The organism is Caballeronia humi, from assembly GCF_001544475.1.
Classification (GTDB): Bacteria; Pseudomonadota; Gammaproteobacteria; order Burkholderiales; family Burkholderiaceae; genus Caballeronia; species Caballeronia humi.
This window is the reverse complement of record NZ_FCNW02000001.1, coordinates 235787-256032: the sequence shown is the minus strand read 5'-3', so window position 1 is coordinate 256032 and position 20246 is coordinate 235787. Positions and strand designations below refer to the sequence as shown.

Here is a 20246-nt window from a genome sequence, read left to right as displayed (position 1 = left end):
TGAAACGGGCCAGGGAGACTAAAAAATGACTGGGTTCACGCTCGATGCAACGGATTGCCGTATTTTGTCTGTGCTGCAGGAAGACGGAAGGATCAGCAACCTGGATCTGGCGGAGCGCATCTCGCTCTCGCCGTCCGCGTGTCTGCGGCGGATGCGGCTGCTGGAAGAAGAGGGAGTGATCGCGAGCTATCGCGCGTGTCTGGATCGCGAGCGGCTTGGCATCGAACTGGAGGCGTTCGTCCACGTGTCGATGCGCAACGACCAGGAAAACTGGCACGAGACGTTCGCGTCCGCGGTGCGGGAGTGGCCGGAGGTGGTGAGCGCGTTCGTGGTGACGGGCGACACGCATTACGTGCTGCGCGTGCTCGCGCACAACCTCAAGCACTATTCGGATTTCATCCTGAGCAAGCTGTACAAGGCGCCGGGCGTGATCGACATCCGCTCGAATATCGTCCTGCAAACGATGAAGGACGAAGGCGGCGTGCCCGTTGCGTTGATCGAACAGCCGCGTCCGTAGTTATTCGACCGATCGCAGCGTGTGGAACGCGCCCGAGTGAAACACAAGCGGCGCGATGTTGGCGGCGTCCTCGTGCACGCCGCAGCGCTCCACCTCGCCGACGAAAATCACGTGGTCGCCTTCCTGATAGCGGCTGCGGTTGTGGCATTCGAACCACGCGAGGGCGCCGTCGAGCACGGGCATGCCGGTGTCGCCCGCTGCGTGCGAAACGCCGGCGAAGCGGTCGCCCTTGACCGTCGCGAAGCGCTTGCACAAGTCGATCTGCGACGCCGCCAGCACGTTCACCACGTAGTGGCTGTTCGCCTGAAACACCGGCATGGACGCCGATTTGGTCGCGAGGCTCCACAAGACGAGCGGCGGATCGAGCGAGACCGAATTGAAGGAACTGGCAGTGATGCCGATCAACTGGCCGGACGCCGCGCGCGTCGTGATGACGGTTACGCCGGTGGCGAACTGGCTCAACGCGCCGCGAAAGGCGGCAGGATCGAAATTCGGGGATTTGGCGCGTTTCATCGGGCGAGTGTGTCGTGTGCTACCGGACCGGCCGCGCGTCGCGCATGAGTCGGAAGGACTGTGCTGAAGTCATTTAAAAATGGGCGAATTCTTTCGATTCTAGCGGAATCGTCTCAATAAAGTTCACTCTCGCCCGAGTCGATGCAACGAAAACGGCGCGGTTTTCACCGCCGCTCGCATGACGCCGCGATCTCGCGCGCGAGTTCGAAGCAGGTGAGCGGCGCCGAGCCTTCCGCCTTGTTGTTCACCGCGACCACCACCGGCTGACCCGCGAACACGTAGCGCGCGGCCAGTTCGGCCAGCGCTTGCCGCGTGTCGGGATCTTCGTCGACGAGTTTGTCGAAGGGCTCGTACTTCGCCTTCGCCTGCTCGTACTTGAAGCCGCTGTGCAGGCTCCAGCGCATGATCAGCGGTCCGAGGCCGTCTTCGTCGAGGAGCGCGAGCGCCTTCGCCTGCCGTTCGATCGCCGGCATCCGTGCGTGCACGCCGATGCAGTAGCGCACTTTCGCGTCACGCAGCGCGCGGATGAAGCGCGGCGTGAGCATCACGGCGTCGCGCAATTCGACCGCATAGCAGGTTTCGCCTTCGAGCGGCGGCAGCGCGCGCAGGAATTCCGCGAGCCGGTCGACGAACAGTGCCGGCTCGACGATCAGCGCGTCCGGCAGCGGCGAGAACTGGAATACGAGCGCGCCGGCCTTCGCGCCCAGTCCGTCGATGCATGGCCGCACGAATTCGTCGATGGCGATCTGTGCGTTCAGGAACGCAGGATTGTCGCCGGCTGGGACGCCTCGCTCGCCGCGCACGACGGCATCGGTCACGGCGGCAGGCGCCTTCACGATGAAACGGAAATCGGCGGGTACTTGTGCCGCGTAGCGCGCGTAGTCGGCGAGCGGGAGCGGCGCGTAGAACGAGCGGTCGATCGAGACGCTGCGCAACAGCGGATGCGCGCCGTAGGCGTTCAGGCCGTCGCGGGAGAGTTTGGCGTTCGGATAATCGTCGCCGTAGACGATGCCGCGCCACCCCGGAAATGACCACGTCGATGTCCCGAGATGCACGGCAGCGGGCAGGCGTTGCGCGAGGGCGGCGAGTTCGGGCGCGACGGGCGCGGGCAGCACGCCGCGCGGGTTTTTTCGTGCTGGCGCTCCCGATGCGCCGAACAAGTCGTCATCGTCGGGGAAAAGCCCTGGAACCGTCGCGTTCAGAGCGCCTTCTCGTACATGTAACGGCGCGACCACGGCAGCGTCTGCGCGCTGCGTCCCGCCTTGCGGCACACGATCTGGTAGATCGACACGTCGTCGTTCTCGAACGCATACGCGCAGCCCGCGAGATACACCCGCCAGATGCGGAATTTTTCATCGTCGACGAGTTGCTTCGCCTCCCCCGCGTTCGCCTCGAAACGCTCCGCCCAGCAGCCGAGCGTGCGTGCGTAGTGCCGCCGCAAGCTCTCGACGTCGACCGCTTCCAGCCCGCCGCGCTGCAGCGATTCGAGTGCAAGACCGATGTGCGGCAGTTCGCCATCCGGAAACACATAGCGATCGATGAATTCGCCGGCGCCGTAAGCGGTCTCGCCGCTGTCCGCATCGGTGGACGTGATGCCGTGGTTCATCGCGATGCCGTCGTCGGTCAGCAGATCGCGGATCTTGCCGAAGTACACCGGCAGATTCTTGCGCCCGACGTGCTCGAACATGCCGACGCTCGTGATGCGGTCGAACGTGCCATCGACATCGCGATAATCCTGCAGGCGGATCTCTACCTGGCCTTCGAGCCCGGCCTCCTTCACACGCCGGGTCGCGAGATCGAACTGGTTCTGCGAGAGTGTCACGCCAACGCACTTCGCACCGAACTTCTGCGCCGCGCGGATCACGAGCGCGCCCCAGCCGCAGCCGATATCGAGCAGGCGCTGGCCCGGCTGCAAATGGATCTTCGTGAGAATGTGGTCGATTTTCTTGAGCTGCGCGGTGTCGAGGTCTTCGTCGCCGTTTTCGAAATACGCGCATGAATAGAGCATGTTCCGGTCGAGCCACAACTCGTAGAACTCGTTGGACACGTCGTAGTGATACTGGATCGCCTTCCTGTCCGACGCCTTCGAGTGCTGGAAGTAGCGTCGCACGCGGGCGAGCTTGCTCGCGTTGGTGACGGTGCTCTTGGCGAGCGAATAACCGATGTTGATGATGTCCGACAGCTTGCCTTCGATGTCGATCTTGCCCTTGATGTAGGCCTCACCGAGGTTGTCGAGACTGGGTTCCAGCAGATAGGGCAGCGCGGTCGCGCTTCTCACGTGCAGCGTGACCTGCGGCGCGGCGAAAATTCCGAAGTCGTGCTGCTGGCCGTCCCACAGCACAAGACGCGCCGGAAGGTTCGCCTGGTCCCGAACGTCCTGCACCCACTGCGTCAGCTTCTTCTCCCAGAACATGCTTGTTTCTCCGCGCTTAGATGAAATTAAGGGAAGGCTCGCATTTCATGTTCGTCCTGCGGTGCTGCTTTCACACGCTCCATGTGGTCAACGGGACACGCGCGCTCCGGCCGCCCGAGGCCGGCGCGCGCATGCCACTTCATGGTCCGCGCGTTCTACGCGGGGCGAAGCGTCGTCAAGGCGCGAGCCGGACGATGCTCCATTCGCCGCCCGCGCGTTCGCGTGTGTACACGATACGGTCGTGCAACCGTGAAGGACGGCCTTGCCAGAATTCGATGGTGACGGGGACGAGCCGGTAGCCGCCCCAGTGCGGGGGGCGCGGTGGGTTGTCGCCGTATTGCGCGATCAGTTCGCGCTCGCGGGCTTCGAGCGCCGCGCGGCTTTCAAGCACCTGACTCTGCTCCGACGCCCAGGCGCCGATGCGCGATCCGAGCGGCCGCGACACGTAGTACGCGTCGCTCTCTGCGGCGCTCGTCTTGACGACGGAGCCCTCGATGCGCACCTGGCGTTCGAGTTCGATCCAGTGGAACAGCAGGCTCGCAGCAGGATTGTCGGCGAGTTCGCGACCCTTGCGGCTTTCGTAATTGGTGAAGAAGACGAACCCGCGCTCGTCGGCGCCCTTGATCAGGACGATGCGTGCCGAAGGGCGGCCGCGCGTATCGACAGTGGCGAGTGTCATGGCATTCGGTTCGGGCAGCTTCGCATCGAGCGCCTGCGCGAACCACGTTTCGAACTGGCGAACCGGATTCGAATCGACATCGGCTACGTCGAGCGAGCCGAGGGTATAACTCTTACGAAGATCGGCGAGAGTCGTCATTTTTTAAGCAAACGCTGCAGTCGCACCAGTATATCCAAGGGCAGCCGTTCGTGCTTTTGATCAGGGTCACGGTTTCATGACCGCCCGCGCATCGAACGATAATCGATCGATAAGGCAGAATACGCAATCCAATGAAATCCTGCAGACAATGCTCGCTATCGTTGTCATTGAGCATCGTTCGCTTAAGTTTGTCTCAGGAAAGCGCCTCTATCTTCGAGCACTATGACCGCCACATCTGATTCCAATCTTAACTCCGCATCGCCCGAGTCTGCTCGACACGCCGACACGGAAGCCGATCGTGCGCGGCGCTTCGGCGGCATCGCGCGGCTATATGGCGCACCCGCGCTCGCCGCGTTCGAACGTGCGCACGTCGCGGTGATCGGCATCGGCGGCGTGGGCTCGTGGGCGGCCGAGGCGCTGGCGCGCAGCGCGGTCGGCGCGATCACGCTGATCGACCTCGACAACATCGCGGAAAGCAACACGAACCGGCAGATCCACGCCCTCGACGGCAACTACGGAAAGGCCAAAGTCGACGCGATGGCCGAGCGCATCCGGCTGATCGACCCGGCGTGCGACGTGCGTCAGGTGGAGGATTTCGTGGAGCCGGCGAACTTCGATGCGGTCCTTGGCGGCGGCTTCGATTACGTGATCGACGCGATCGACAGCGTGCGCACCAAGACCGCGCTGATCGCGTGGTGCGTGGAGCGGCGCCAGCCGCTGATCACGGTTGGCGGCGCGGGCGGTCAGCTCGACCCGACGCGCATCCGCATCGACGATCTCGCGCAGACGATCCAGGACCCGCTGCTCTCGAAAGTGCGCGGCCAGTTGCGCAAGCTGCACGGCTTTCCGCGCGGGCCGAAGTCGAAGTTCAAGGTGAGCGCCGTGTATTCCGACGAGCCGCTGATCTATCCGGAAGCGCCGGCGTGCGATATCAGCGAGGACGCCGAGCATCTGGAGACGGCGCCGGGCTACGCGGGACCGGTCGGATTGAACTGCGCGGGTTTTGGATCGAGTGTCTGTGTGACGGCGTCTTTCGGATTTGCCGCGGTCGCGTACGTTTTACGCGATCTGGCGAAAAAAGCTTAAAGAAATCGCTTCCAAAAAAACGGCCGGCTTTTTAAAGGCCGGCCGTTTTCAATTTTAAAAGCATCGAATAATTGATTTGAAAGGCGTCTGTTAATTCATCGCCGCACTCAATTTACGCCGCCATTGCGAAACCACTTCTGGCTGATGCGCGGCCAGTTCGAAAACCGACAGCATCGTTTTGCGCCCGACGTCGTCCATGAAGCTGCGGTCGCGCACGACGATCGCCAGCAGATGCTCCAGCGCGCCCGCGTAGTCGCGCCCGGCGATCAGCCGGTTCGCCAGCGCGAAACGCGCTTCGAGATCGTCGGGATTCTGGTTGACCGCGTCGATCAGCGCGTCGGCGGGAGGGAGGTCGGCGGCGGCATCGGCGGCGTCGAGCTCGGTTTTCAGCGCGTTGTAGCGCGCGTCGATGCCCTGCGTCGTCTTCGGCGACAGCAGCTTGTCTTCCTCGCGCGCCTCGTCGATGCGCTGTTCCGCCAGGAGCCAGCCGATCAGGTCGAGCCGCGCTTCGTCGAAACCGGGGTCGATCGCGAGCGCGGTCTTGAGCAGATCGATCGCCTCGTCCTTGTTGCCCGCTTCCCACGCGGCATGCGCGGCGCGGCGCTCGGCGTCCGCGCCGTCGGGGACGAGCTTGTCGAGGAACTCGCGCAACTGGCCTTCCGGCAGCACGCCGATGAACTGATCGACGGCCTGGCCGTCCGCGAACGCGATCACATGCGGAATGCTGCGCACCTGAAAGTGCTGCGCAAGTTCCTGATTTTCATCGACATTTACCTTCACGAGTTTCCACTTGCCAGCGGCTTCGGCCTCCAGCCGCTCAAGCATCGGGCCGAGCGTCTTGCACGGGCCGCACCACGGGGCCCAGAAATCGACGAGTACCGGCGCGAGCATCGATGCGTTGATGACGTCGTTCTCGAAGGTGGCGATGGTCGTATCCATGATGTTCTCCTTGATCCTTGGCGCATTGATTCACGCCTATGTGGGGGCGTGTCACGCGTTTCTCAATATTCACGTCCTCGCGCCCGGGCTACGCCTCCGGCGCCTTGTCCTCGCGGCGCGGTGGCGGCAGCGGGATGAATTCGGTTTCGCCGGGCACATGGCCCATGCGCTGCTCACTCCACGCGAGCTTCGCCGCTTCGATCTTCTCGCGCGAGCTCGACACGAAATTCCATTCTATGAAGCGTTTCCCGTCGAGCGCCGCGCCGCCGAGCAGCATCGCGATCGCGCCGTTCGCGCTCGCGAGCGTCGCCGCGACGCCCGGCGTCAGCACCGCCATCTGCTGGCCGGGAAGCGGCACGCCGTCGATCGTCAGGTCGCCTTCGACGAGATACACGCCGCGCTCTTCGTGCTCGGTGTCGAGCGTGATTTCCGCGTCGGCGCCGAAATGGGCGGCGACGTAGAGCGTCGCGCAGAACGTGGTGGTCGGCGCCGTCTCGCCGAACGCGCTGCCGGCGATCACGCGCAGCGTGACGCCGTCGCGTTCGATCTGCGGCAGCGTCGCGCCCGGATGATGCTCGAACGACGGCTCGACCTCCTCGTCGGCGACGGGCAGCGCGACCCACGTCTGGACGCCGTGCATCGACTGGCCGGACGCGCGCTCCTCGTCGGGCGTGCGTTCCGAATGGACGATGCCGCGGCCTGCGGTCATCCAGTTGACGTCGCCGGGGACGATTTTCTGCACGGAGCCTACGCTGTCACGATGCATGATCGCGCCGTCGAAGAGATAGGTAACGGTTGCCAAGCCGATATGCGGATGCGGACGCACGTCGAGACCCGCGCCGGGCACGAGCGTTGCGGGTCCGATGTGGTCGAAAAAGATGAACGGACCGACGGTCCGCACGGCAAGCGCCGGCAGCACGCGCCGCACCGTGAGACCGCCGACGTCGTGTTGATGAGGCTTCAAAAGCACGTTGATGGTCGAAGACATGGGGTCCGCCGCGTTCGAGTCCTGGAATGATCGATTCTACTGGGCGGTTCCGCAGGGCGCAGCGTCCGCGCCGTTCACGCTTTCCCGCGCGGTGGGTCGCGCGGTGTTCGATTTGAGCTGTTTCTCTACCGCTTGCAGCATCAATGAGCAATTTGAAAGGAGTTTCAAAATGAGCAAGAGCACGCTTTTGATCGCTTTGACCGCTGGCCTTTTCGCAGCTACCGGCGCGATGGCGCAGACCTCGTCGGGCAACTCGTCGAACGCGACGGCCGCGCCGACCGCCGGCCCGTCGCAGGACGACTCGGCTACTGGCATGACCTCGAAGCACAAGTCGAAGAAGCACCACACGAGCAGCCATACGTCGTCGACGGGCAAGAAGACGCCTGATCAGACTACCGCTGGCGGCGCCGCCGGGACGGAGAACGGCCAGAGTAAGTAAGAAAGGTCCGCGCGGACGTCCGCTTTGAGCGGGCGTCGGCGCAGTTTCAGACAAGCCGGCTGCAAAGACCTCCGTTAAACTGCCGTTTCCGAAAAGGCCTAAGAAACGGAGCTGGCGATGTCGCCGAGGGATTTGCTGCTTGCTTTAGTTGTGATTCTCGCCTGGGGCGTGAATTTCGTCGTGATCAAGGTCGGTCTGCACGGTGTTCCGCCGATGCTCCTCGGCGCGCTGCGCTTCACCCTCGCCGCGATCCCGGCGGTGTTCTTCGTCAAGCGCCCGAATGTGCCGCTCTTCTGGCTGTTGGCCTACGGCCTGTCGATTTCGCTCGGCCAGTTCGCTTTTCTCTTTTATGCGATGTATGTCGGGATGCCCGCCGGGCTGGCGTCGCTCGTCCTGCAGGCGCAGGCGTTCTTCACGATGATCTTCGCCGCGATCCTGCTGCACGAACGCATTCGCGCGTCGAACCTCGCCGGACTTGTGATCGCCGCGTGCGGACTCGCACTGATCGGCATGCAGGGCGGCCACGCGATGACCTTCGCCGGCTTCATGTTCACGCTCGTCGCCGCCTCGATGTGGGCGCTCGGCAATGTGGTGACCAAGCGTATGGGCAAGGTCGATCTGGTGTCGCTCGTGGTGTGGGGGAGCCTGATTCCGCCGCTGCCGTTCTTCGCGCTGTCGTGGATTTTCGAGGGTCCGGAGAAGATCGAATCGAGCCTGCGCTCGATCCCGATGCTCTCGATTTTCGCGATCGCCTATCTGGCGTTCGTCGCGACGCTGATCGGCTACAGCCTGTGGGGCAAGTTGCTGGCGCGCTACCCGGCGAACCAGGTGGCGCCGTTTTCGCTGCTGGTGCCGATCATTGGGCTGGCGTCGGCGGCGCTATTGCTCGGCGAGGCGCTCACGCCGATGCAGATTGCCGGCGCCGCGCTCGTGATGGCTGGACTTGCCGTGAACGTATTCGGCGGATGGATCGTCGAGCGGCTGGCGGCGGCGCGCTAGAACGCTTCAGCTTCACGTCATCCGGTTCTTCGCCAGCGGCGGGTTCGCCGCGAAATAGCGCTTGATGCCCTTCATGATCGCGTTCGCCATCTTGTCGCGATAGGCGTCGTCGTTCAGGCGCGATTCCTCGTCCGGGTTGCTGATGAACGCGGTCTCGACGAGGATCGACGGAATGTCGGGCGCCTTCAGCACGGCGAATCCCGCCTGTTCCACCGATCCCTTGTGCAGCTTGTTGATCCCGCCGATCTCGTTCAGCACGAAATTGCCGTAGCGCATCGAATCGCGGATCTGCGCGGTCGTCGACATGTCGAAAAGCGCGCGGTTCACGCTGACGTCCTGCGTGCGCACGTTGATCCCGCCGATCGAGTCCGACTCGTTTTCCTTGTTCGCGAGCCAGCGCGCGGCCGCGCTCGACGCGCCGTGGTCCGACAGCGCGAACACCGACGAGCCGCGCGCGTCGGGCGTGGTGAACGCGTCGGCGTGGATCGAGACGAAGAGGTCCGCGCCGACGCGCCGCGCCTTTTGCACGCGCACGTTGAGCGGGACGAAGAAGTCGGCGTCGCGGGTCATCATCGCGCGCATGTTCGGCTGGGCGTCGATCTTCGCGCGCAGTTTCTTCGCGATATCGAGCGCGATGTGCTTCTCGTACGTGCCGTTGCCGCCGATCGCGCCGGGGTCTTCGCCGCCGTGGCCCGGATCGATCGCGACGGTGAGCAGGCGCGTCGTGCCCGGCTTGCTGTTCGACTTGGGCGCGGAGAACGCGTAGTTGTCGTCGTCGTCCTCTTTTTTCGCGAGCGGCGGCGCGAGCGGCACGGCCGGTTTCACCGTCGGCCGCGGCGCGGGCGACGGTATCGGCGGGATGGACGCGACCGGCGCGCGCGGCAGATCGGCGCTGTCCGCGTACTTCTGGAAAAAATCGTCGGAGTTGTCCTGCGCGAGCGGCTTGGGCGCCGTCGTCGGGCCGCTCAGGGTAGCGGGCGGCGGGTTCGGATTCGGGTTGGTCTTGTCGAAGGCTTCCTGCTTGCGCTCGGATTGCGCGAGCAGTTCCATCAGCGGATCGGGAGCGACGGCCGGATACAGGTCGAACACGAGCCGGTACTTGTAGCTGCCGATCGGCGTCAGCGTGAACACCTGCGGCTTCACGGAGCCTTTCAGGTCGAACACCATGCGCACGACGTGCGGTTGATACTGCCCGATGCGCACGGCCTGGATCTGCGGATCGTTCGGCGTGATCTTCGAGACGAGATCCCTCAGCTCCTGATCGAGATCGATCCCGTTCAGGTCGACGACGAGCCGGTCCGGCCCTTGCAGCAATTGCTGGTTGTTCTGCAGCGGCTGATCGGATTCGATCGTCACGCGCGTGTAGTCGCGCGCGGGCCAGACGCGCACGCCGAGCACGGAACTCGCGTGCGCGAGACGCGGGGCGACGAGCGCGAGCGCGATCGTCGAGACGCCCGCGCGCAGCACTTGCCGGCGGCGCCAGTTGTGCGAGGCGGTCGCCGTCGATTCGATCGAATGGAACGGCTTGATCAACATCTTTCGAGACATGTCTTTCCTGTATCGCTAAACGCCCGCGCAATCAGAACGCGGCCTTCTCCCTCGATTTCCAGCGCGAACTCGAGATCGGGCACACCAAGCAGGCCGCCCGCCTGCTGCGGCCATTCGACGAGACACACCGCGCCGCGATCGAAATACTCGCGAAAGCCGGCGTCGGCCCACTCCGCGGGATCGGCGAAGCGGTAGAGATCGAAGTGATAGACATCGAGCGGCCCGGACTTCGTGTCGAGCGAATAAGGCTCGACGAGCGTGTAGGTCGGGCTGCGCACGCGTCCTTCATGACCGAGCGCGCGTAGCGTCGCGCGCACGAGCGTGGTCTTCCCCGCGCCGAGGTCGCCGATCAACTGGACCTGCAGGCCGGTGAAACGTTCGTTATGAATGGATTGCGATGCTTCGGATTTCGCTCGCAACGAGTCGAGTGCCTGCGCGAAGCGTTGTCCGAAGGCGAGCGTCGCGTCTTCGTCCGGCAGTTCGAAGCGGCGTTCGAGCTGAGCGGCGGGAAGGGTAGGCGTCGATCGTGCTTGGGCTGCGGGCATTGCTCGTAAAATGTCGTGATGAACCGATTGCCGGAACACTCCATGGAAGTCACGACCGCGTCCGGGAACGCCGCCGCTGACTCGCGCGCCTTCGATATCCACGATGAAGCCGCGCTGGCGGAACTCGCGCAACGCATCAAGACGTGGGGGCGCGAGCTGGGGTTCGGTGCAGTCGGCATCAGCGACGCCGACCTGACGGATGCCGAAGAAGGCCTGGCTTCATGGCTCGAAGCAGGCTATCACGGCGAAATGGATTATATGGCGAAACATGGCATGAAACGCGCGAGGCCGGCCGAGCTTGTGGCCGGCACGCGACGCGTCATCACGGCCCGCATTGCCTACTTGCCGGCTTCTACACTTGGTCTCACAGGCGACGAAAGCGTCATGACAGCCGACGGTCAGCGCAACGACTGGCGCGCGATCGAGTGGTCGCGACTCGCCGATCCGACGGCCGCGGTGGTCTCGATCTATGCGCGCGGACGCGACTATCACAAGGTCATGCGCAACCGGCTGCAGCAACTCGCGGAGCGGATCGAAGGCGAGATCGGCGGCTTCGGCTATCGCGCTTTTACGGATTCGGCGCCGGTGCTCGAAGTCGCGCTGGCGCAGAAAGCGGGCGTCGGCTGGCGCGGCAAGCACACGCTGCTGTTGCAACGCGATGCCGGGTCGCTTTTCTTCCTCGGCGAGATCTACGTCGATATTCCGCTGCCGCCCGATGCCGTGACGAACGCGCAGAACGCTCCGGAACACGACGGCGCCCACTGCGGCCAGTGCACGCGCTGCATCGCGGCGTGCCCGACCGGCGCCATCGTCGGGCCGTATCGGGTGGATGCGCGGCGCTGCATCTCGTACCTGACGATCGAGCTGAAAGGCAGCATTCCCGAGGACTTGCGGCCGCTGATCGGCAACCGCGTGTACGGCTGCGATGACTGTCAGCTCGTGTGTCCGTGGAACAAGTTCGCGCAGGCCGCGCCGGTCGCCGACTTCGACGTGCGGCATGGGCTCGACCGCGCGTCGCTCGTCGAGTTGTTCCGCTGGAACGCGGACGACTTCGATGTCAGGATGCAGGGCAGCGCGATCCGGCGCATCGGTCACGAGCGGTGGTTGCGCAATATCGCGGTGGCGATGGGCAACGCGCTCCGCGCCGAAATCGGGGACGACGAGCGCGCGCGGATCATCGATGCGCTTCAGGCGCGCGCCGATGATCCGTCGCCGGTCGTGCGCGAACATGTCGAATGGGCGCTCCGCTACGGTGAAACTCCCGGAGAATGATGCGATGACATTCAACGCGATAATCGATGCGCCGTTCGGCAAGGTCGGCATCCGGACCGACGGTTCGACCGTGCGCGAAATCGTCTATTTGCCGCTGTCGGCGCATTGCGTCGAGCCGGACACGCCGCTCGCGCAGGCCGCCGCCGAGCAGATCCACCGCTATTTCGACGATCCTTCGATGCATTTCGACTTGCCGCTCGCCTCGCGCGGCACGGCGTTCCAGCGCCGCGTGTGGCGCGCGATCAGCAGCATCCCGCCAGGCGACGTCTGGACCTATGGGCAGCTCGCGCAGTCGATCGGCAGCGTGCCGCGCGCGGTCGGGCAGGCGTGCGGGTCGAATCCGCTGCCGATCGTGGTGCCGTGTCATCGCGTGGTGGCGGCGAGCGGCCTCGGCGGATTCGCGCATCACGCCGGCGACAATTTTTTCACCGACGTCAAGCGCTGGCTTCTGGCGCATGAAGGCGTACTGATCGCACGAGCATGAGCATGAGCACCGAACTCACCGACCTCACTGAACCGCCCCAGGCACCCGAATTCATCGCGAGCAACACGTCGATCGACCATTTTTGCGACGCGCTGTGGCTCGAACACGGCCTAGCTGCGAACACGCTCGAAGCGTACCGCCGCGACCTCACGCTCTTCGCCGACTGGCTCGCGAAGACGCGCGGCGGCACGATCGATACCGTCACCGAAGCCGACCTGAACGCCTACTTGGCCGCGCGTCGCGGCGACAAGGCGACTTCGGCGAACCGGCGTCTGTCGGTCTTCCGCCGCTACTACGGCTGGGCGATCCGCGAGCATCGCGCGATCGCAGATCCCACGCTGAAGCTGCGTTCCGCGAAACAGCCGCCGCGCTTTCCCAAGACGCTCAACGAAGCGCAAGTCGAAGCGTTGCTGCACGCGCCCGACGTCGAGACGGCGCTCGGCCTGCGCGACCGCACGATGCTCGAGCTGATGTACGCGAGCGGCCTGCGCGTGACTGAACTCGTCACGCTGAAGACGGTCGAGATCAGCCTGAACGACGGCGTCCTCCGCGTGATGGGCAAGGGTTCGAAGGAGCGCCTCGTGCCGTTCGGGCAGACGGCGCACGGCTGGATCGAGCGGTATCTGCGCGAGTCGCGGCCGGCGCTGCTCGGCGCCCGCGCCGCCGATGCGCTCTTCGTCACCGCGCGCGGCGAGGGCATGACACGCCAGCAGTTCTGGAACATCATCAAGCGGCACGCGCTCGTCGGCGGCGTGACCGCGCCGCTCTCGCCGCACACGTTGCGGCACGCGTTCGCCACGCACTTGCTCAACCACGGTGCGGATTTGCGCGTCGTGCAGATGCTGCTCGGCCACTCTGATATCTCCACGACGCAGATTTACACGCACGTTGCGCGCGAACGCCTGCGCACCTTGCACCAGCAGCATCATCCGCGCGGGTGAATCGCTTCTCGAACTCGTCTGCGAACGATCGTGCCACGCTCGCGGCGACGCCCGCAATAGACCGTTCGGCCGATGGTGAGCGCGGATCGGCGCCGCTACAATGCGCACATGTCCAAGGCCAAACACGTGTCCGAAACGCCCGCGACGCAGTTCCTGCGGCGCAACAAGATCGAATTCGGCGAGCATCCGTATGAGTACGTCGAACATGGCGGCACCGAGGAATCGGCGCGCCAGCTTGGTGTCGACGAACATCGCGTGATCAAGACGCTCGTCATGGAAGACGAGCACGCGAAACCGCTGATCGTGCTGATGCACGGCGACCGCACCGTCTCGACGAAAAATCTCGCGCGGCAGACGGGCGCGAAGCGCATCGAGCCGTGCAAGCCGGAGGTGGCGAACCGGCATTCGGGGTTTCTGGTCGGTGGCACGTCGCCGTTCGGCACGAAGAAGGCGATGCCGGTGTACGTCGAATCGAGCATTCTCGATCTCGATACGATCTACCTGAACGGCGGGCGTCGCGGCTATCTGGTCAGCATCAGGCCATCGGTGCTGACCGAACTGCTGCACGCGAAACCCGTGCAGTGCGCGAGCGTCGATTAAAATGCGCGCCACTTTCGAACCGTTGAATGACTGAGCTGAATCCATGAACAATCTGATCGTTGCCGTTGTTGCTTACCTGATCGGCTCGATTTCGTTTGCGGTCGTCGTGAGCCACGCGATGGGCCTCGCCGATCCTCGCTCGTACGGCTCGGGCAACCCCGGCGCGACCAACGTCCTGCGCACCGGCAACAAGCTCGCGGCCGTCCTGACGCTCCTCGGCGACGCGTTCAAGGGCTGGCTGCCGGTGTGGTTCGTCGTGCATTTCGGCGCGCGCTTCGGGCTCGACGGCACGGCGATCGCGCTTGCCGCGATCGCCGTGTTTCTCGGCCATCTGTATCCGGTCTTCTTCCGGTTCCAGGGCGGCAAGGGCGTCGCGACCGCGGCCGGCGTGCTGCTCGCGATCCATCCGGTGCTCGGGCTCGCCACGCTGCTTACGTGGCTCATTATCGCGTTCTTTTTCCGCTATTCGTCGCTCGCGGCGCTCGTGGCGGCGGTTTTCGCACCTTTCTTCCAAGTTTTCTTGTTTGGGCCGAGCCGAATTTCGATCGCGGTCGCCGCGATGAGCGCGCTTTTGATCTGGCGGCATCGCGGGAATATTTCGAAGCTGCTGAACGGGCAGGAAAGCCGGATCGGCGAGAAGAAACGCGCGGCTCAGGCTGCGGAATGATTCAAGCCGCCCGAGGGCGGCTTGATGCTTTTAGGGCCGGCGCGTCAATCGCGGAAATTGTTGAAGTCGAGCGGCGTGTCGGTGACATCCTTTCTGAGCATCGCGATGGTGCTTTGCAGGTCGTCGCGCTTGGTGCCCGCCACGCGTACCGCGTCGCCCTGAATGCTCGCCTGGACCTTGATCTTGCTGTCCTTCACGAGCTTGACGATTTTCTTCGCCAGATCGCCTGTCACGCCTTTCTTGATCGTGACGACCTGCTTGAGCTTGTCGCCGCCGATCTTCTCGATCTTGCCGTATTCCAGAAAACGCACGTCCACGTTGCGCTTGGCGAGCTTCGAGAGCAGCACGTCCTTGACCTGGCCGAGCTTGAAATCGTCGTCGGCGTAGAGCGTCAGTTCGCGTTCCTTTTGCTCGACGCGCGCGTCGGAACCCTTGAAGTCGAAGCGCGTGGCAATTTCCTTGTTCGACTGCTCGAGCGCGTTCTTTACCTCGATCATGTTTGCTTCGCTGACGACGTCAAACGATGGCATCTGTATTCCCCTTCGTTGAGGCGAGGCGCGGGCCGCAGGTGCGCTCTCGCTATAATTACGGACCGGTCATCATTCTACCGACGCCGTCCCGATTTTCCCAAGGACGCCTCTTTTCCCCACGCGGTTATTCATGTCCCAGCCCCTTATCGCCGACTACCCGCTTCGCGCGCACAACACGTTCGGCTTCGACGTGCGCGCGCGCTTCGCAATGACGCTCGAAAGCGAAGCGCAGGTGGCGGCGCTCGCGGGCGATGCGCGCATCGCGAAGCTGCCGCAACTGGTGCTCGGCGGTGGCAGCAACGTCGTGCTGACGCGCGATTTCGACGGCGTCGCGTTACTGGTCGGGATGCTCGGCAAACGGCTGATCGCGCAAGACGACGACGCCTGTTTCGTCGAAGCGGGCGCGGGCGAGAACTGGCATGACTTCGTCGCGTGGACGCTGGCCGCTGGCATGCCGGGACTCGAAAACCTCGCGCTGATCCCCGGCACGGTCGGCGCGGCGCCGATCCAGAATATCGGCGCGTACGGCCTCGAAATGGGAGAGCGCTTCGAGCGCCTGCGAGCGATCGAACTGGCGACGGGCGAGGCGCACGAGTTCGATCGCGAGGCGTGCGCTTTCGGCTACCGCGACAGCTTTTTCAAGCGGGCAGGGCGCGGGCGGTTTCTGATCACGTCGGTGGTGTTCCGACTGCCGAAAGCGTGGATGCCGCGCGCCGATTACGCCGACGTCGCACGCGCGCTCGAAAATTCGGGCAAGCACGACGCGCAGGCGATCTTCGATGCGGTCATCGCCGTGCGCCGCGCGAAGCTGCCGGACTGGAAAGTGCTTGGCAACGCGGGAAGTTTCTTCAAGAATCCGGTGGTGAGCGCTGAAGCCTTCGACGCGCTGAGGGCGCGCGAGCCTGAAGTCGCATCGTATCGGCAGCCGGATGGATCGGCCAAGCTGGCGGCGGGCTGGCTGATCGACCGCTGCGGCTGGAAAGGGCGCGCGATCGGCGGCGCGGCGGTGCACGATCGTCAGGCGCTCGTGCTCGTGAATCGAGGCGGCGCGACAGGCGCGCAAGTGCTCGAACTCGCGGATGCGATTCGGCGCGACGTGTTCGAGCGTTTCGGTGTCGAGTTGGAGGCGGAGCCGGTTTGTCTTTAAAGACGCTCACGTCCAACCAACAAAAAACCCGCCGATTCGGCGGGTTTTTCGCACAAGCACCTACAAATCAGCCACCCCGCTTGCGACGCGCATTTTCTGCAATCCGCATCCGCAGCGCATTGAGCTTGATGAATCCGCCGGCATCGGCCTGGTTGTACGCACCGCCGTCATCATCAAAAGTAGCAATGTTCTTGTCGAACAGCGTTTCCTTCGAATCGCGCGCCACCACCGACACGCTGCCCTTGTACAGCTTCACGCGCGTCCAGCCGTTGACTTTCTCCTGCGTGTGATCGATCAGAACCTGCAGCGCGCGGCGCTCCGGGCTCCACCAGTAGCCGTTATAGATCAGCGACGCGTAGCGCGGCATCAGGTCGTCCTTCAGGTGCGCGACTTCGCGGTCGAGCGTGATTGACTCGATCCCGCGATGCGCCTTCAGCATGATCGTTCCGCCCGGCGTTTCATAACAGCCGCGCGATTTCATGCCGACGTAGCGGTTTTCAACGAGATCCAGCCTCCCGATGCCGTGCTTGCCGCCGAGCCGGTTCAGCTCCGTCAGCATGTCCGCCGCCGACAGCCGCTTGCCGTTCAGCGCAACCGGATCGCCGCGTTCGAATTCGATATCGAGATATTCCGGCTGGTCCGGCGCGTCTTCCGGCGCCACGGTCCAGCGCCACATGTCAGCTTCCGCTTCCGCTTTCGGATCTTCAAGGTGACGGCCTTCAAACGAAATATGCAGCAGGTTCGCGTCCATCGAATACGGCGCGCCGCCCTGCTTGTGCTTCATTTCGATCGGAATGCCGGCCTTTTCGGCATAGGCGAGCAGCTTTTCACGCGACAGCAGGTCCCATTCGCGCCAAGGCGCGATCACCTTGATGCCCGGCTCCAGCCCGTAATAACCGAGCTCGAAGCGCACCTGGTCGTTGCCCTTGCCGGTGGCGCCGTGCGACACGGCTTCGGCGCCGCTCGCGCGCGCGATCTCGATCTGGCGCTTCGCGATCAGCGGACGCGCGATCGACGTGCCCAGCAGATACTCGCCTTCGTAGATCGTGTTCGCGCGGAACATCGGGAACACGAAATCGCGGACGAACTCTTCACGTAGGTCTTCGATGAAGATGTTCTCCTGCTTGATGCCGAGTTGCAGCGCCTTCTTGCGCGCCGGCTCGAGTTCCTCGCCCTGGCCGATGTCGGCCGTGAACGTGATGACTTCGGCGTCGTAGTTGTCCTGCAACCATTTCAGGATGACGGAGGTGTCGAGGCCGCCCGAATAGGCGAGCACGACTTTCTTGATATCGCTCATGGTGAACTCGTGTGGCTGTAGACAGGGCGCGCCGGCATCGCAAACGCGCGGGAAACCCCTATTTTGACATCAAAACGCCGCGTTTCCGGATTTTCGGGATGACGCGGCGGGTGAACGCTCGTGCGCTCGCTCAGTGGTTGAGCTTGCCGAGCAGCAGATATTCCATCAGCGCTTTCTGGACGTGCAGACGGTTCTCCGCCTCGTCCCAGACGACGCTCTGCGGTCCGTCGATCACTTCCGCGCTCACTTCCTCGCCGCGATGCGCGGGCAGGCAGTGCATGAAGAGCGCGTCGGCGTTGGCGCGCGCCATCATCTCTGCGTCGACGCACCAGTCGGCGAACGCCTTCTTGCGCGCCTCGTTCTCGGCTTCGAAGCCCATGCTGGTCCAGACGTCCGTGGTGACGAGATCGGCACCGGCGCACGCTTCGTTCGGATCGTCGAACTCTTCGTAGAACGGCGCGCTATCCGCCGAGACCAGCGCGCGATCGAGCTTGTAGCCCGGCGGCGTGGACAGACGCAGCTTGAATCCGAGGATCTGCGCCGCCTCGATCCACGTGTAGAGCATGTTGTTCGCGTCGCCAACCCACGCGACGGTCTTTCCTTGAATCGGCCCGCGATGCTCGTAGAACGTGAAGATGTCGGCGAGCACCTGACACGGGTGATATTCGTTCGTCAGACCGTTAATGACCGGCACGCGCGAATTCTCGGCGAAACGCTCGATGATCTCCTGGCCGAACGTGCGGATCATGATGATGTCGACCATGCGCGAGACGACTTGCGCGGCGTCCTCGATCGGCTCGCCGCGTCCGAGCTGCGTGTCGCGCGTGCTGAGAAACACCGCGTGGCCGCCGAGCTGGAAGATGCCGGCTTCGAACGAAAGACGCGTGCGCGTCGAATTCTTTTCGAAGATCATCGCGAGCGTGCGGTCGTGCAGCGGGTGATACGTCTCGTAGTTCTTGAACTTGCGCTTCAGGATGCGCGCGCGTTCGAGCACGTAGTCGTAATCGTCGAGCGAAAAATCCTTGAACTGCAGATAGTGGCGAATTTTTTTGGCGGTCATGAAACGCATACGGCGGCTTCGACCCGGCCCGAAATGAGCCGGACGGCGCCGCCGTCGTTGGTGGTATCACTTTTGAGCATAAAGGATTTCGCAACGTTTGACGAGTTGGCTAAACGGCCAGCGGGCGCGGCCGAGCGGCGCTCCGGATGAGCATCCAGCATTTTGTGTGCACTGCGGGAGAGGGGGCGCTACGGTATAATCCCGATGGTTTTTTTGACAGATCCGCAACATCTGGCCGCTTTCAACGCGCGTTCGCAGGCGCAATTGGCCGCGCGAAAATCGCGTGTGACACGCAGGTTTCACGATCGATCGTCACGGTCGAATCCTGAAGCCGGCCGGGAAGTCAGAGCACGATTCAACACCGCGAAAGCCGTATTCGACGCCGTTCAGCCGATGCGGCTCACGCGTCACGCATGCGCGTACGCCGGCGCCTCAGCCGGCCGTCAAACAGGTATTCCTACATGGCCGAAGCGACCCCAACCGAGTATTTCATTCAAGGCGTCACCAAGAACGGAAAGACTTTTCGGCCAAGCGACTGGTGCGAGCGTCTTTGCGGCGTGATGTCGGCGTTCGGTCCGGGAGCGAGGGGGCCGAATGCCCGCCTGCAATATTCCGTGTACGTGCGTCCGACGCTGCTGGGCGACGTGAAGACCGTAATCCTCGACTCACGTCTGCGCGATATCGAGCCGATGGCTTTCGATTTCGTCCTGAACTTCGCGAAGGACAACGACCTGCTGGTCACCGAGGCGTGCGAATTGCCGGCGCATCACGGCACGCAGACGAAGCAGGGCTGAGATCGACGGAAACGAATGCGTCAGACAGCAAAAAAGCCCGCGAAAGCGGGCTTTTTTGTGTGCTGCAGCAGCGGAAACAGGAAGCAGCAGCCGACCGGATGCCGATGCCGCCTGCGAAGGCGGCCGATCCAGCCGGCAGCGAGCCGGAATTACTGAGCTGCGGCGGGAGCCTGCAGACCCTTGATGGCTGCAGCCAGGCGGCTCTTGTGACGAGCGGCCTTGTTCTTGTGAACGATTTTCTTGTCGGCGATGATGTCGATCGTCTTGACCGACGTCTTGTACAGTTCAGCAGCCTTGGCTTGGTCGCCGGCATCGATTGCCTTGCGAACTGCCTTGATGGCGGTGCGGAACTTCGAGCGCAGTGCCGAGTTGTGTGAGTTGGCTTTGGCGGCCTGACGGGCGCGCTTGCGAGCTTGTGCGGTATTTGCCATGACGGTTCCTTATCCTGTTCCTGCTGTTTACTTGTTTCAGCGAGTGTTCAGCCCTCCCGCTACTGCTCTGGCCGCAGGCCAGACGAGGGTTTCCTACGCGCTGCATTTGATCAGAACTCACGGGAACGATTGCCCGCGAGCACAAAAATCGTCGAAAAAAGACGTGAAGCTGCCTTTGCGGAGCTTCGAAACCGGCAATTATAGCAATGAAATACGAGA

Annotated in this window: 23 protein-coding genes; 11 read left to right on the top strand and 12 right to left on the bottom strand. The window is 63.6% G+C overall.

Going from position 1 to position 20246, the window contains the following annotated elements; translation table 11 throughout:
• The first annotated feature begins 25 nt into the window (after positions 1–25).
• Positions 26–517, top strand: coding sequence for an Lrp/AsnC family transcriptional regulator (locus AWB65_RS01230; protein WP_087658133.1), 492 nt, complete (start codon positions 26–28; stop codon positions 515–517).
• On the opposite strand, the gene AWB65_RS01225 is transcribed toward AWB65_RS01230, so the two are convergent.
• The 4 genes from AWB65_RS01225 to pdxH form a co-directional block, all read right to left on the bottom strand.
• On the bottom strand, positions 518–1030 hold the full coding sequence (locus AWB65_RS01225; protein ID WP_087665397.1) for a flavin reductase family protein: 513 nt from the start codon (positions 1028–1030) through the stop codon (positions 518–520).
• Between the two features lie 164 nt (positions 1031–1194).
• Positions 1195–2190: a DUF72 domain-containing protein gene (locus tag AWB65_RS01220; protein ID WP_235007466.1), complete on the bottom strand. Its 996-nt coding sequence runs from the start codon at positions 2188–2190 to the stop codon at positions 1195–1197.
• A gap of 38 nt (positions 2191–2228) precedes the next feature.
• Entirely contained in the window at positions 2229–3443 is a 1215-nt protein-coding gene (locus AWB65_RS01215; RefSeq protein ID WP_087665395.1) for a class I SAM-dependent methyltransferase, read from the bottom strand.
• 175 nt (positions 3444–3618) lie between these two features.
• Positions 3619–4260 (bottom strand): pyridoxamine 5'-phosphate oxidase, encoded by a 642-nt coding sequence (pdxH, locus tag AWB65_RS01210; protein WP_087665394.1) that lies wholly within the window; start codon positions 4258–4260, stop codon positions 3619–3621.
• Between the two features lie 222 nt (positions 4261–4482).
• On the opposite strand from pdxH, the gene tcdA reads away from it, so the two are divergent.
• Positions 4483–5346 (top strand): tRNA cyclic N6-threonylcarbamoyladenosine(37) synthase TcdA, encoded by an 864-nt coding sequence (gene tcdA, locus AWB65_RS01205; protein WP_087665393.1) that lies wholly within the window; start codon positions 4483–4485, stop codon positions 5344–5346.
• 90 nt (positions 5347–5436) lie between these two features.
• On the opposite strand, the gene trxA is transcribed toward tcdA, so the two are convergent.
• Both trxA and AWB65_RS01195 read right to left on the bottom strand, forming a co-directional pair.
• On the bottom strand, positions 5437–6285 hold the full coding sequence (gene trxA / locus AWB65_RS01200; protein WP_087665392.1) for a thioredoxin: 849 nt from the start codon (positions 6283–6285) through the stop codon (positions 5437–5439).
• 88 nt (positions 6286–6373) lie between these two features.
• Positions 6374–7273: a pirin family protein gene (locus AWB65_RS01195; RefSeq protein WP_087665391.1), complete on the bottom strand. Its 900-nt coding sequence runs from the start codon at positions 7271–7273 to the stop codon at positions 6374–6376.
• A 169-nt stretch (positions 7274–7442) separates the two neighbouring features.
• On the opposite strand from AWB65_RS01195, the gene AWB65_RS01190 reads away from it, so the two are divergent.
• Both AWB65_RS01190 and AWB65_RS01185 read left to right on the top strand, forming a co-directional pair.
• Positions 7443–7712 carry a hypothetical protein gene (locus tag AWB65_RS01190; RefSeq protein ID WP_087665682.1) on the top strand — a complete coding sequence of 90 codons (270 nt, stop codon included), beginning with the start codon at positions 7443–7445 and terminating at the stop codon, positions 7710–7712.
• A gap of 117 nt (positions 7713–7829) precedes the next feature.
• On the top strand, positions 7830–8711 hold the full coding sequence (locus tag AWB65_RS01185) for an EamA family transporter (protein WP_087665390.1): 882 nt from the start codon (positions 7830–7832) through the stop codon (positions 8709–8711).
• A gap of 12 nt (positions 8712–8723) precedes the next feature.
• Here the strand turns inward: AWB65_RS01185 and AWB65_RS01180 are convergent, their stop codons facing one another.
• The gene (locus tag AWB65_RS01180; RefSeq protein ID WP_087665389.1) at positions 8724–10259 is read right to left on the bottom strand and encodes an N-acetylmuramoyl-L-alanine amidase; all 1536 of its coding nucleotides are present in this window, start codon (positions 10257–10259) and stop codon (positions 8724–8726) included.
• The gene (tsaE, locus tag AWB65_RS01175; protein ID WP_087665388.1) at positions 10241–10804 is read right to left on the bottom strand and encodes a tRNA (adenosine(37)-N6)-threonylcarbamoyltransferase complex ATPase subunit type 1 TsaE; all 564 of its coding nucleotides are present in this window, start codon (positions 10802–10804) and stop codon (positions 10241–10243) included. Before tsaE ends, AWB65_RS01180 begins: the two co-directional genes overlap by 19 nt.
• Positions 10805–10822: 18 nt before the next feature.
• On the opposite strand from tsaE, the gene queG reads away from it, so the two are divergent.
• From queG to plsY, 5 genes are all read left to right on the top strand, one after another.
• Entirely contained in the window at positions 10823–12076 is a 1254-nt protein-coding gene (gene queG / locus AWB65_RS01170) for a tRNA epoxyqueuosine(34) reductase QueG (protein ID WP_087665387.1), read from the top strand.
• A gap of 4 nt (positions 12077–12080) precedes the next feature.
• Entirely contained in the window at positions 12081–12560 is a 480-nt protein-coding gene (locus tag AWB65_RS01165; RefSeq protein WP_087665386.1) for a methylated-DNA--[protein]-cysteine S-methyltransferase, read from the top strand.
• A gap of 2 nt (positions 12561–12562) precedes the next feature.
• Entirely contained in the window at positions 12563–13501 is a 939-nt protein-coding gene (gene xerD, locus AWB65_RS01160) for a site-specific tyrosine recombinase XerD (protein ID WP_087665385.1), read from the top strand.
• A gap of 108 nt (positions 13502–13609) precedes the next feature.
• Positions 13610–14101 (top strand): Cys-tRNA(Pro) deacylase, encoded by a 492-nt coding sequence (ybaK, locus tag AWB65_RS01155; RefSeq protein ID WP_087665681.1) that lies wholly within the window; start codon positions 13610–13612, stop codon positions 14099–14101.
• Between the two features lie 43 nt (positions 14102–14144).
• Entirely contained in the window at positions 14145–14768 is a 624-nt protein-coding gene (gene plsY / locus AWB65_RS01150; protein ID WP_087665384.1) for a glycerol-3-phosphate 1-O-acyltransferase PlsY, read from the top strand.
• A 44-nt stretch (positions 14769–14812) separates the two neighbouring features.
• Here plsY and AWB65_RS01145 read toward each other — a convergent pair whose 3' ends face one another.
• Positions 14813–15298 (bottom strand): YajQ family cyclic di-GMP-binding protein, encoded by a 486-nt coding sequence (locus AWB65_RS01145; RefSeq protein WP_087658118.1) that lies wholly within the window; start codon positions 15296–15298, stop codon positions 14813–14815.
• Positions 15299–15428: 130 nt separating this feature from the next.
• On the opposite strand from AWB65_RS01145, the gene murB reads away from it, so the two are divergent.
• Complete coding sequence (gene murB, locus AWB65_RS01140) at positions 15429–16445, top strand: UDP-N-acetylmuramate dehydrogenase (RefSeq protein WP_087665383.1); 1017 nt, start codon at positions 15429–15431, stop codon at positions 16443–16445.
• Between the two features lie 67 nt (positions 16446–16512).
• On the opposite strand, the gene AWB65_RS01135 is transcribed toward murB, so the two are convergent.
• The gene (locus tag AWB65_RS01135) at positions 16513–17742 is read right to left on the bottom strand and encodes an argininosuccinate synthase (protein ID WP_087665382.1); all 1230 of its coding nucleotides are present in this window, start codon (positions 17740–17742) and stop codon (positions 16513–16515) included.
• Between the two features lie 130 nt (positions 17743–17872).
• Entirely contained in the window at positions 17873–18802 is a 930-nt protein-coding gene (gene argF / locus AWB65_RS01130; RefSeq protein WP_087665680.1) for an ornithine carbamoyltransferase, read from the bottom strand.
• A 461-nt stretch (positions 18803–19263) separates the two neighbouring features.
• Between argF and AWB65_RS01125 the strand changes: the two genes are divergently transcribed.
• Positions 19264–19596, top strand: coding sequence for a DUF3579 domain-containing protein (locus AWB65_RS01125; RefSeq protein WP_087658114.1), 333 nt, complete (start codon positions 19264–19266; stop codon positions 19594–19596).
• 149 nt (positions 19597–19745) lie between these two features.
• Here the strand turns inward: AWB65_RS01125 and rpsT are convergent, their stop codons facing one another.
• On the bottom strand, positions 19746–20027 hold the full coding sequence (gene rpsT / locus AWB65_RS01120) for a 30S ribosomal protein S20 (RefSeq protein WP_087658113.1): 282 nt from the start codon (positions 20025–20027) through the stop codon (positions 19746–19748).
• Between the last annotated feature and the right edge of the window lie 219 nt (positions 20028–20246).

Coding starts and splice junctions, on each gene's coding strand:
- AWB65_RS01230 (WP_087658133.1), top strand. CDS start 26: ATGACTGGGTTCACGCTCGATGCAACGGATTGCCGTATTTTGTCTGTG.
- AWB65_RS01225 (WP_087665397.1), bottom strand. CDS start 1,030: ATGAAACGCGCCAAATCCCCGAATTTCGATCCTGCCGCCTTTCGCGGC.
- AWB65_RS01215 (WP_087665395.1), bottom strand. CDS start 3,443: ATGTTCTGGGAGAAGAAGCTGACGCAGTGGGTGCAGGACGTTCGGGAC.
- pdxH (WP_087665394.1), bottom strand. CDS start 4,260: ATGACGACTCTCGCCGATCTTCGTAAGAGTTATACCCTCGGCTCGCTC.
- tcdA (WP_087665393.1), top strand. CDS start 4,483: ATGACCGCCACATCTGATTCCAATCTTAACTCCGCATCGCCCGAGTCT.
- trxA (WP_087665392.1), bottom strand. CDS start 6,285: ATGGATACGACCATCGCCACCTTCGAGAACGACGTCATCAACGCATCG.
- AWB65_RS01195 (WP_087665391.1), bottom strand. CDS start 7,273: ATGTCTTCGACCATCAACGTGCTTTTGAAGCCTCATCAACACGACGTC.
- AWB65_RS01190 (WP_087665682.1), top strand. CDS start 7,443: ATGAGCAAGAGCACGCTTTTGATCGCTTTGACCGCTGGCCTTTTCGCA.
- AWB65_RS01185 (WP_087665390.1), top strand. CDS start 7,830: ATGTCGCCGAGGGATTTGCTGCTTGCTTTAGTTGTGATTCTCGCCTGG.
- AWB65_RS01180 (WP_087665389.1), bottom strand. CDS start 10,259: ATGTCTCGAAAGATGTTGATCAAGCCGTTCCATTCGATCGAATCGACG.
- tsaE (WP_087665388.1), bottom strand. CDS start 10,804: ATGCCCGCAGCCCAAGCACGATCGACGCCTACCCTTCCCGCCGCTCAG.
- queG (WP_087665387.1), top strand. CDS start 10,823: ATGAACCGATTGCCGGAACACTCCATGGAAGTCACGACCGCGTCCGGG.
- AWB65_RS01165 (WP_087665386.1), top strand. CDS start 12,081: ATGACATTCAACGCGATAATCGATGCGCCGTTCGGCAAGGTCGGCATC.
- xerD (WP_087665385.1), top strand. CDS start 12,563: ATGAGCACCGAACTCACCGACCTCACTGAACCGCCCCAGGCACCCGAA.
- ybaK (WP_087665681.1), top strand. CDS start 13,610: ATGTCCAAGGCCAAACACGTGTCCGAAACGCCCGCGACGCAGTTCCTG.
- plsY (WP_087665384.1), top strand. CDS start 14,145: ATGAACAATCTGATCGTTGCCGTTGTTGCTTACCTGATCGGCTCGATT.
- AWB65_RS01145 (WP_087658118.1), bottom strand. CDS start 15,298: ATGCCATCGTTTGACGTCGTCAGCGAAGCAAACATGATCGAGGTAAAG.
- murB (WP_087665383.1), top strand. CDS start 15,429: ATGTCCCAGCCCCTTATCGCCGACTACCCGCTTCGCGCGCACAACACG.
- AWB65_RS01135 (WP_087665382.1), bottom strand. CDS start 17,742: ATGAGCGATATCAAGAAAGTCGTGCTCGCCTATTCGGGCGGCCTCGAC.
- argF (WP_087665680.1), bottom strand. CDS start 18,802: ATGACCGCCAAAAAAATTCGCCACTATCTGCAGTTCAAGGATTTTTCG.
- AWB65_RS01125 (WP_087658114.1), top strand. CDS start 19,264: ATGGCCGAAGCGACCCCAACCGAGTATTTCATTCAAGGCGTCACCAAG.
- rpsT (WP_087658113.1), bottom strand. CDS start 20,027: ATGGCAAATACCGCACAAGCTCGCAAGCGCGCCCGTCAGGCCGCCAAA.